The organism is Serratia sp. CY81684, assembly GCF_052166595.1.
In the GTDB taxonomy this organism is placed as follows: Bacteria; Pseudomonadota; Gammaproteobacteria; order Enterobacterales; family Enterobacteriaceae; genus Serratia; species Serratia nematodiphila.
Genome location: NZ_JBJNOO010000021.1, coordinates 1 through 857 on the forward strand (window position 1 = coordinate 1; position 857 = coordinate 857).

The 857-nt window shown below is 54.3% G+C and carries 1 protein-coding gene; it reads right to left on the reverse strand.

Annotated features, from left to right (window positions below; all coding sequences use genetic code 11):
- The coding region (gene tuf / locus ACJ8QF_RS25040; RefSeq protein ID WP_127147055.1) for an elongation factor Tu at nt 1-857 on the reverse strand (857 nt) is incomplete at both ends.

The following is an 857-nucleotide window of genomic DNA, read 5'->3' on the forward strand; positions in this document are numbered from 1 at the left end:
GGCTTGATGGAGCCTGGCTTAGCCAGTACCTGACCACGTTCGATTTCTTCACGTTTGATACCACGCAGCAGAACACCTACGTTCTCACCAGCACGGCCTTCGTCCAGCAGTTTGCGGAACATTTCAACGCCAGTACAGGTAGACTTAACGGTGTCTTTGATACCAACGATTTCAACTTCTTCGCCAACTTTGATGATACCGCGCTCAACACGACCGGTAACAACGGTACCACGACCGGAGATGGAGAATACGTCTTCGATTGGCAGCAGGAACGGCTTGTCGATAGCACGCTCTGGCTCTGGGATGTAGCTGTCCAGGGCTTCGGCCAGTTCGATGATTTTCGCTTCCCACTCAGCTTCGCCTTCCAGCGCTTTCAGCGCGGAACCGCGGATTACTGGCAGGTCGTCGCCTGGGAAGTCGTAAGCGGACAGCAGTTCGCGAACTTCCATTTCTACCAGTTCCAGCAGCTCTTCATCATCAACCATGTCGCATTTGTTCATGAATACGATGATGAAAGGAACGCCAACCTGACGACCCAGCAGGATGTGCTCACGAGTCTGAGGCATTGGGCCGTCAGTCGCAGCTACTACCAGGATCGCGCCGTCCATCTGAGCAGCACCGGTGATCATGTTTTTCACGTAGTCGGCGTGCCCTGGGCAGTCAACGTGCGCGTAGTGACGAGTCGGGGTGTCATACTCAACGTGGGAGGTGTTGATGGTGATACCACGAGCTTTTTCTTCTGGCGCGTTATCGATCTGGTCGAAAGCACGTGCAGAACCGCCGTAGGTTTTAGCCAGTACGGTAGTGATCGCTGCAGTCAGGGTAGTTTTACCGTGGTCAACGTGGCCGATAGTACC